6 protein-coding genes and 2 rRNA genes are annotated in these 9,332 nt (G+C 42.7%); 2 read left to right on the top strand and 6 right to left on the bottom strand.

What is annotated here, in order from left to right; genetic code table 11:
* Positions 1 to 341: 341 nt before the first annotated feature.
* From BLV62_RS27780 to BLV62_RS27765, 4 genes are all read right to left on the bottom strand, one after another.
* Positions 342 to 1,178: an energy transducer TonB gene (locus BLV62_RS27780; RefSeq protein ID WP_089766310.1), complete on the bottom strand. Its 837-nt coding sequence runs from the start codon at positions 1,176 to 1,178 to the stop codon at positions 342 to 344.
* A gap of 37 nt (positions 1,179 to 1,215) precedes the next feature.
* Positions 1,216 to 1,806 carry an ExbD/TolR family protein gene (locus tag BLV62_RS27775; protein WP_089766309.1) on the bottom strand — a complete coding sequence of 197 codons (591 nt, stop codon included), beginning with the start codon at positions 1,804 to 1,806 and terminating at the stop codon, positions 1,216 to 1,218.
* 66 nt (positions 1,807 to 1,872) lie between these two features.
* Positions 1,873 to 2,529 (bottom strand): ExbD/TolR family protein, encoded by a 657-nt coding sequence (locus BLV62_RS27770; RefSeq protein ID WP_089766307.1) that lies wholly within the window; start codon positions 2,527 to 2,529, stop codon positions 1,873 to 1,875.
* 61 nt (positions 2,530 to 2,590) lie between these two features.
* The gene (locus tag BLV62_RS27765; RefSeq protein ID WP_089766305.1) at positions 2,591 to 3,445 is read right to left on the bottom strand and encodes a MotA/TolQ/ExbB proton channel family protein; all 855 of its coding nucleotides are present in this window, start codon (positions 3,443 to 3,445) and stop codon (positions 2,591 to 2,593) included.
* A gap of 766 nt (positions 3,446 to 4,211) precedes the next feature.
* Between BLV62_RS27765 and BLV62_RS27760 the strand changes: the two genes are divergently transcribed.
* Positions 4,212 to 6,782 carry a zinc-dependent metalloprotease gene (locus tag BLV62_RS27760; RefSeq protein ID WP_089766304.1) on the top strand — a complete coding sequence of 857 codons (2,571 nt, stop codon included), beginning with the start codon at positions 4,212 to 4,214 and terminating at the stop codon, positions 6,780 to 6,782.
* Between the two features lie 135 nt (positions 6,783 to 6,917).
* Complete coding sequence (locus tag BLV62_RS27755) at positions 6,918 to 7,943, top strand: LacI family DNA-binding transcriptional regulator (protein WP_089766303.1); 1,026 nt, start codon at positions 6,918 to 6,920, stop codon at positions 7,941 to 7,943.
* A gap of 1,075 nt (positions 7,944 to 9,018) precedes the next feature.
* On the opposite strand, the gene rrf is transcribed toward BLV62_RS27755, so the two are convergent.
* Both rrf and BLV62_RS27745 read right to left on the bottom strand, forming a co-directional pair.
* Positions 9,019 to 9,130 (bottom strand): 5S ribosomal RNA (gene rrf / locus BLV62_RS27750).
* An 81-nt stretch (positions 9,131 to 9,211) separates the two neighbouring features.
* Positions 9,212 to 9,332, bottom strand: a 23S ribosomal RNA gene (locus tag BLV62_RS27745); the annotation flags it as partial.

Here is a 9,332-nt window from a genome sequence, read left to right as displayed (position 1 = left end):
AAAAAAAACAGGGCCTCCCAGGGTAAGTGTTATCGCTTTCCATCCATGTAGCCGCTGCATTTACGTTGTTACAATCTGTGTAGTATCGGGTTTTTGTTTCTTATGCAACATCACCCTTGTAACCCCGCCTTGTATACAGTTTCTGTTCGTCGGCCCGGATGTTTGCCGCCAGCTTCCTTCAGATTCCACTTTACAGTGGACACCCTTGCTATTGGCTAATGCTTCCTACTACAAAGCGCATTCGGGACTTGCACCCTAGAGATATAACACATGCCTGGCACACATAAAAAAGCCCGCCCCTGTTGGCAGAGGCGGGCTTTTTATATAGTGTTGATACAGTACTACTCTTGTAAAGTAAAGCGGATCGGGAGGTTGAACTGTACGGATACCGGGCGGCTGTTTTGCTTACCAGGTTTCCATTTAGGCATGTTTTTCACAACACGAATAGCTTCCTCTTCGAGACCGCCACCTTTCTGAGCTCCGACTGTTTTAACATCTTTGATATTACCTTCAGAATCAACTACGAACTGAACATATACTGTACCTGAGATACCGTTTTCCTGTGCAACGCGTGGGTAACGGATATTTTTATTCAGGTATTTAGCTAATGCTTCCTCTCCACCAGGGAAGGTAGGAGGTTGTTCTACGAAAGTAAAGATTTCTTCCTTCTGAGGAGCAGCAGGAGCTGTTACTACGCCGGAACCTTTACTATCTTCCAGTAACCCTGGATCGATACCGTTAGGATCACCTTCCTGGGTTTTAGTGCTGATAGCTTTATCCTTAATATCTTCCACTTTAGGTGGTTTTTCATCCTCAGGTACTTCATTATCTTTTTTGATCACCGGAGGAGTGAACTGCACTGACGGTTTTACTGGTGGGGGTGGTGCAGGAGGCGGAGGTGGCGGAGGTGGTGTTTTCGGATCATCCGGCAACTTCACTTCCTCCATCTTAATTTCCTGGATCACTGGCTTCTTCACGTCATCACCTTCAGAAGCTCTCACCCATTGAGATATCATATACGTTGCGAAGAAGATCAAGAACAGGGAAGCGGTGCCTAAAATGGCATTTCTTACCCGTTTATTATACTGTCTGCGCAAATCGTAAGCACCGTAATCCTTGTTCCTACCGTCAAACAGGATATCAAGGAAATCGGATTTTAAGATCTTAGACGAATCCATTGTTGATATTTTATGATGGATGCAAAAAAATGATTAATTATTGAACACCGTTAGCCGATTCTGTAGATTTGATCCACTTTTTATCTTGCTCGCTGATATCTACAGTTGCATAACGTTGAATCCTGTTGATAGCCATTTCGTCAAGGATATCCACGAAGTTCTTATAATTGGCGTCATCATCTGCCTTAATAATAACAACAACGTCTTCAGGTTCTCCTTTTGAATTCCTCAGTTTAGCTACTTCGTCGCGCTTTCTGATGATCTCATCCCTGATCCCTCCGGTGTTAGCAAAGGATGTTGCTTTGAAGAAGTCAGGATTTGCAGAAGCGTTAGGATCTTGTGCTAAACCTTCGTAATAATAAACTCTATCATTTTTTCCGAGCAGGATCGTCAACGCAGTACTTTCTTTTACTTTGTTCTGCTCTTCTTGTTTTTCGGTATCTTTTGGCATGACTAAGTCCATTGTTTTGGGCTTAGACATGGTAGTGGTTAGCATGAAGAAGGTGATCAAAAGAAAACCCAGATCCACCATTGGCGTCATATCCACACGGGTAGATAATTTTTTGGATTTCGTACCACCGTGTTTCTTACCTTTCCCACCACTACTGCTGGTATCCATTTCTGCCATAGTAGCGAATTTTTTAGTTCAGAAATCAACAGCCTTCCAGGTCAGGAAGTAGTTGCTGTCTTTTACTTATTTGTGTTTACCTGCTTGCGCCTCTTCCCAGGCAGCCGTACCTTTTGGTGGTTCCTCCAGGTTGGTTACCAGGTTGAGTTTTTGGATATGCTTCTTTTTGAAGGTATCAAGGATCTCCTTGATTTTTGGATAAGGAGTCTGGTTATCTGCTTTAATACAGTACTTCACTTTTGACAGGTTAGTACCCTGGGCAGCAACGCCATACTCAATCCAGGCACCTAATTCATTGTTCGCAGAATCGGTAGGGATACCTTTGTCCAGACCTGCAGCTTTACGCTGTTCTTCGCTCAGGGAGAGGTAGTTTTTCAGATCTTTAATTGGAGTTCCTACGCTGGCGCCAACTACAAAGTTTTTAATTTCTTTTTCGCCGAGGCCCAGTTTGTACTGCGTGTTCAAATCTTCAATAAGCTTTCTTCTTTTTGGCTGTCCATCCATACTGAAGAACACTCTGCCATCCTTATCCACTGTGAATAACAACACATCAGAATCAGGCAAAAGAGTAGTGTTAATAGAGGATGGAGTAACTACGGTTACCGGTTCGTCCGGTTTAAACTTAGTTGCCAGCATAAAGAAAGTTAACAGCAGGAAAGCCACGTCACACATCGCCGTCATGTCGATGTTGGTGCTTTTCCTTGGCATTTTAACTTTAGGCATCTTTACTCTGTTTTATTAGTTTACTTTAATAAGATTCAAAACCGCTTAAATTCCACAAAAATTATTTGTGGTTAGCAGCGAAGCTCTGAGTTAAAGTAAAACCAGATTCGTCAATAGCGTAAGTGATGCTATCGATATTGGTAGTAAAGAAGTTATACATGATGATCGCAACAGCTGAGGTACCGATACCCAATGCAGTGTTGATCAACGCTTCAGAGATACCACCCGCTAACTGTGCAGAGTCTGGAGCACCACCGGTAGACATCGCAGCGAACGCGCGGATCATACCCAATACTGTACCGAACAGACCTAACAGGGTTGCAACTGATGCAATAGTAGATAAGAACACCAGGTTCTTTTCCATCATTGGCAGTTCCAGCGCAGTAGTTTCTTCGATTTCGTTTTTGATAGTCAGGATTTTTTGCTCAGTATCCAATTCAGTATTAGAAATCATTTCTTTATACTTTTTCAGACCTGCTTTCAGTACGTTACCTACTGAACCTTTTTGTTTGTCGCACTCTGCTAATGCAGCGTCGATGTTACGGTTAGCCAGGTGATATTGTACTTTACGTACCAATTCAGAACCGCTGAATTTACCTTTAGCTTTAGACAGGTACAGGAAACGTTCGATAACGAAAGTCAGACAGATCAATAATACAGAGATCAGGATAGGTACGATCAAACCACCCTTGTACACAGTACCAAACCATTTACCAATACCAGAATCAATTGGGTGACCTTCTGGGTTGTTACCTTGGAAGTTGGCTGGGTTTCCTAATACAAAAAAGTAAAACAGAAAACCTATCACCAGGCAGATAGGTACAGCCAACGCTGCAAAAATGTTGGATGACTTTTTAGTTTGATGAGAAGAAGCCTTACCGGTAGCTGCAGTCACAGTTGTTTTAGTCTCAGCCATGTTGATTGAAATTTTAGTGTTAAAAATTAAACTATTGTTTGTTAGAAGTTTACTATTTACTCTTTTGATAGAATGCCCACTTTACTTTTTAAAATGTTCATCCAACACTCAATTTACTGTTTTAATCAGTGATTCGCAAAGTTATAAGGTTGGTCCAAAAAAACAAGTGCAGCCCAAAAAAACCCACAAAAATTAACCTTCACACGCAAAAGCCCGACCCTAGGGCTTTTCCAAGCAATCTTTTTTAGAGCAAACACTTTACATAAGCGAATAAACCAATATTGCAGTCTCTTACTGATTGTTACTGTCCAATTCTTGAAATAGTTTGATTTTTTTCAAAGTTGGACGCACAATTTAAGAAAAAATTCAAATGTTCCAACAGAAATCTTACAATTCTGGCCACTAATTTCATGCCGCTCCAGCCCTGGGTTTCAGGCAAGGCTAATTCAATTTAGCAACCATAATTAGTGTAAATCACCAGTTTCTTCCTTTAAAACGCAATATAGACGCAGGTTTGCAATACTATAGCTATCCTTTAAACCATATAATATTATTGTTTTTTATAACAATAAATGATTACATAAAAAACTTACCACTGCAACTAATGTTTTAACATTTACACCTTTGCTTTTCAGGTCAAATTTTCCATTCTTACGCCCTTTTAACACGTTCGTGGATTTTCCACATAAGTTAATACTTAAAATGCTTACTTGCAAAGTGTTTTATTAAAAACGTCAACTTTTATCAAAAACCATCATTTACCGCAATGAGCAAACCAATTCACAACAAACTGGCTATCGCCGTGGCTGGTGCCCTATGCCTAGGCGTTTCAGCTTATCAACCTGCTGCTGCTCAAAGGAAAAAGAATTCCAAAAATGCCGCTCCTGCCGTTGCTGCTGCCGCCAAAGACTCTACAGGCAAACCTCCGATGATCAAACCAGGCCCTAAACCTGGTCCCAAACCTTTCGCAGAAGTAATCAACGAAAAAGCTGTAGCAGATTCCGGACTGTTCAATGTTTATAAACATGAAGACAGATACTTCTTTGAAGTACCTGATTCTCTCCTGGGAAGAGACATCCTTATCGTAAACCGCCTCTCGAAGTCGGCCGCCGGGCTCCGCTTCCAGATGATGGGCTTCAGCGGCGATATCATTAACGAAAATGTTGTACAATTCGAAAAAGGTCCTAACAACCGCCTTTTCCTGAAAAACATCTCCTACTCCGATGTATCCAAAGACTCTACCCAGCCTATGTTTACATCTGTTAGGAATTCTAACTTACAACCGATCGTTGCCGCATTCGATATCAAAGCTTTCTCCAAGAACAACCAGGGAAGCATTATTGATATGACGGAGTACATCAACGGCGACAACGATATCCTGTTCTTCGACGGAACCGTGAAGAACATGCTGAAACTCGGAGGTATGCAACCGGATAAATCATACGTCAACGACGTAAAATCCTATCCGATGAACACCGAGATCAAAACAGTTAAAACATACAGCAAAAGCGGCGGATCCCCAATGCCTGGCATGCCTCCTTCACCAGGCGGCAATGCTACCGTGGAACTGAACAGCTCTATGGTGTTGCTCCCTGCAGTACCAATGCAGCCTCGTTACTTCGACCCGCGAGTTGGTTACTTCACCACCAGCGTAACTGATTTTGACGCAGATCCTCAAGGCGTTAAAAAGATCTCCATGATCACCCGCTGGCGCCTCGAGCCAAAGCCGGAGGATATGGAAAAATACAAACGCGGCGAATTAGTGGAACCTGTTAAACCTATTATCTTCTACATTGATCCTGCTACCCCTGCAAAATGGAGGAAGTACCTGATCATGGGAGTGAACGACTGGCAGGCTGCCTTTGAACAGGCAGGTTTCAAAAATGCTATCATGGCTAAAATGGCGCCTACTCCTCAGGAAGATTCAACCTGGTCGATCGACGATGCCAGATTCTCTGCTATCGTTTATAAACCTTCTGAAATCCCTAACGCCAGCGGGCCTCACGTACACGACCCTCGCTCAGGCGAGATCATTGAAAGCCATATCAACTGGTATCATAACGTAATGCGTTTGCTGCGCAACTGGTACTTCGTACAGGCATCGCCAAACGATCCACGCGCCCGTAAAATGCAATTCAGCGATGAACTAATGGGCGACCTGATTCGCTTCGTTTCCTCCCATGAAGTAGGTCATACCCTTGGCCTGCGGCATAACTTCGGATCCAGCTCCGCTTATCCTGTTGAAAAACTGCGGGATAAAGAATGGATAAGAAAAAATGGACACGCCGCTTCCATCATGGACTATGCCCGTTTCAACTATGTTGCTCAACCTGAAGATGGTATCACAGGCGCCGACCTTTATCCACGTATCAACTACTACGATAAATGGGCGATCGAATGGGGCTACAAACTTCTTCCGGACGCAAAATCTCCCGACGCAGAAAAAGCAATCCTGAACAAATGGACCATCGAAAGACTGAAGGACAAAAAATACTGGTTTGGTACCGAAATGAATCCCGATGATCCAAGGTCGCAGAGCGAAGACCTGGGCGATAATGCAATGCTGGCAAGTACCTATGGTATAAAGAACCTCCAACGCATCATGCCTAACTTACTGGCCTGGACAAGGGAAGACAATGAAGGGTATTCTAACCTTGCAGAACTTTACAGGGAAGTAGCTGCCCAGTATAGCCGGTACATGGGCCACGTTGTTAAAAATGTAGGCGGTATCTATGAAACGCCTAAAACTGTCGAACAGGCAGGCGCTGTTTATGAATATGTACCAAAAGCAATCCAGAAAGAGGCTGTTACCTTCCTGAACAAGCAACTGTTCACCACTCCTAAATGGCTGATCAATACTGAGTTGCTGAATAAATTCGGCAGTGATGCTCCTTCTTTGATCAGCTCCCGCCAGGAACCGATCCTCGACAGGCTGTTAAGCGCTAATACTCTTAACAAAATGCTGAATGCAGAGGTTACCTATACCAACCAACCTATCTACCAGGCTACCGAGATGTTAAGTGACCTGAAGAAGACCATCTTCTCAGAGATTTACGCTCATAAACCGGTGGATATCTATAAAAGGAACCTGCAACGTTCCTATGTGGATAACCTGAGCAAACTGATAGCTCCGGCTGCTGCTCCATCCAATTCTATGATGATCATGGCTGGAGGCGCCGGAAGCCCGTCTAAATCCGATGCTGCAGCCATTGGACGCTCCCAGTTGATTGCCCTGAAATCAGAACTTCAGGCAAATGCAGGCAGCGGCGACCAGATGACCCGCAGTCATATCCAGGACCTGATCGCACGTATCAACAAAGCGTTGGATCCTAAATAAGCGTACTATTTACAGCTTTAACAGGAAAAGCGCCTTCCCTAAAGAGCGGGAGGGCGCTTTTCTTTTTGCCCCCATAGAATCTTTTCAGGAAAATGCTTAATATCGCCCATTATTTCACACTGAAGCCTCAAAAAAGTGAAAGACCGGACTAATAAAATAACGATATACGATATCGCTCAACACCTTAATCTGTCAGCATCTACTGTTTCCCGTGCCTTGCAAAATAATCCGCTGATTAATCTGGAAACAAGGGAAAAAGTTCAGCAAACTGCTTCAGAGATGGGTTATGTACCTAATTGGATCGCTTCCAGCCTGCGCAAGAAGCGTTCTAATATTATTGGCCTTATCGTACCCCGTACTTCTATGTACTTCCAGAGTACCGCCATCAGCGGTATCCAGCATGAAGCTCATAAGTATGGGTTCAGTATTGTGATCGGGCAGTCGGACGAAACAGTGGCTATGGAGAAGGAACTGGTCCATACCTTTTACTCCCTGAGAGTGGACGGGTTACTGGCAGTATCCTCTATGTTCACTACCAGTGCAGACCATTTTAGTCCGTTTATCAAGAATAATATCCCTATCGTATTTTATGACCGTGTTCCTTCAGGATTCCAGGGATATACAATCACCGGGGATGACTTTACCGGTGGATTCCTGGCTACAGAACATCTTATCAAGCAAGGATGCAGAAAGATCGCCCATTTTTCTGGTCCGCTGACCTGTAATCTTTACCAGCAACGACTTGCAGGTTATAAAGACGCCTTGTCCAGGTATGGTATTCCTTTCGATGAGCAATTGGTTTACGTGCACGACCTGACTATGGATGCAGCTACCAGTGCAGCCCAGGAGATATTTGATTCAGGGCAGGAGATTGACGGTTTGTTCTCGGCCAATGACAGCTCGGCTGTTGGATTTATCAGGGAAGCCCGGAACAGGCAGATTCCTGTTCCTGATAAGATTAAAGTTGTAGGTTACTCCAATGATCTTTCTTCAAGGATCATATCCCCTACTCTTACCACTATTGAGCAATCTGGTTACAACATGGGACAGAAAGCTGTTGAAACCATTGTGAAATTGATCAACCAGGAGGAGTCAGTTAAGATCGTCAAGAATTATGTTTTCCCTGTTGAGTTGATTAAAAGAGAATCTACCAACAGTTGATGTTACTATAAATGTCTCAGCCGCTGCATGAATGCAGCGGCGAGACGGTTTTCAAACAATGGCCCACAAAATAATGCCTTGCAGGACGGCGCATCCGGAAATGTTTTACAGCTAACTATTATTATCTGCAGTTAACTGTTATAATACTACAGGCAACTTTTATATTTACGGGTTCCGGTAATTGTAATATTTTATCGATAACTGTTAAATCGCAACGGGTACCTGTTGAAAACGTTATATACAATGGCCACCTGAATTCGCCAGGGTAAACCATTATAACCCAAGTGCCTATTATAGTCCGCAGCCCGGCTATGTTTACAGCTACCTGTTACATCACTTCCTTTCTAACACTTTAGGAAATCTATTTATGAAGAGCATTGTAGTTAGCGGGCAACCTTGTGGGTGTTAACTAACAATTCAATATTCATTACAGGTCGTAAGGATACCTGTACCCATGGATAAATAGATAGTGTATAAGGCTATGCTTTTATGGTGTCATTTGCTGGAAATTTGTTTGCTCTGGGTTAATCCTGATCATCGCACTCTCGTATAATGTATTTGCAAATCATTATGATTACAATATTATCATATTTAAAAGATGAAAGTGTTAGCCAAATCTAAACAAAACCCTGCTTAACAATTCGTTAAGCTTTTGCTTTTCCGAAATAGGCCATGAGAAAGGTTTTCGTGGAATATTACTAAGTTAAAAAAAATGTGGATTAACAAATTTGCTTGAAATAACTGCTATAATGCTCGTTTGGCAAGAAAGGCTATAACACTCTCCCAGCCTTTCATCTGTATATCTGTAAATGGATTTATTGATCTAACGTTAGATGATCTACGTAATGAATAGAAGAGCCCTGTACTACTGCTATTGACTTTGCAATGAACCGGGTATGATTACATGTACAGGAGTAATAATGGATGATTTTTATGGAGATGAGAATACTGTGGATTATACCAATGTTTGGATAATTAGAAGTAAATAGAATTTATCCCGCTAGTAACGGGAAGGAAAGGGATGGCTGAAAATAAGAAAGCCCCGACAAGTAAATGTCGAGGCTTTCTTTAATAAGTATGGCAGCTACCTACTCTCCCGCATGATAGTGCAGTACCATCGGCCATGAGGGGCTTAACTTCTCTGTTCGGAATGGGAAGAGGTGAACACCCTCGGCATAACCACCATAAGATCTTTTTTGCTGTTACAGCAAACTAATAAGATAACATATCGGGAAAAAAAATGTATACAGACTTTATCATAATATAAGAAAGTTAAAGCTTACGGGCAATTAGTATTACTCGGCTGCGATGTTACCACCCTTACACCTGTAACCTATCAACGTCGTAGTCTGCGACGGCCCTTAAAAGTAAACTCATCTTGAAGCAGGT

Source organism: Chitinophaga terrae (ex Kim and Jung 2007), from assembly GCF_900107795.1.
GTDB lineage: Bacteria > Bacteroidota > Bacteroidia > Chitinophagales > Chitinophagaceae > Chitinophaga > Chitinophaga terrae.
The sequence above is the reverse complement of the archived record's forward strand: the minus strand, read 5'-3'. Positions and strand labels throughout refer to the sequence as shown.